The 452-nt window shown below is 66.8% G+C and carries 1 protein-coding gene; it reads left to right on the top strand.

The window, feature by feature from the left end; translation table 11 throughout:
• Positions 1–452 (top strand): condensation domain-containing protein (locus ACX4ZE_RS23110; protein WP_480275573.1); only part of this gene is annotated, 452 nt, incomplete at both ends.

The raw sequence follows: 452 nt of genomic DNA, 5'->3' as shown, positions 1-452 counted from the left end.
GGTCCGCTCGGCCGCGCATCATCCACTGTTCCAGGTGGCGTTGGCCTTCCAGAACAACACCGTCCCCACCCTCGAACTGCCCGACATCCAGGCCACCCCGATCGATGTCCACGCAGAGGTCTCTCGTCTGGATCTGATGATGCACATCTGGGAAGAACACGTCGAGGACAGAAACGACCTGCCGGCAAACGGTGGACTCGCCGGCTCCGTAGAGTTCGCGACCGAGTTGTTCGACCGGGCGACCGTCGAGGCGCTCGCGGCCCGGTACGTGCGGGTGTTGCGGCAGGTGGCGGCCACCCCGCAAATAGCGGTAGGGGCGGTGGAGGTGCTCACCGATACCGAACGCGAGCGGCTGCTGCGGGACTACAACGCCACCACCGTGGCCGTGGACACCGACACCACCGTGGTGGAGTTGATCGAGGCGTGGGTGCGGCGGTCCCCGGAGGCGGTGG

This window comes from Nocardia sp. TBRC8007 (assembly GCF_056629435.1).
Note: the sequence above shows the minus strand (reverse complement) of the source record. Positions and strands in the feature narration are given on the sequence as shown.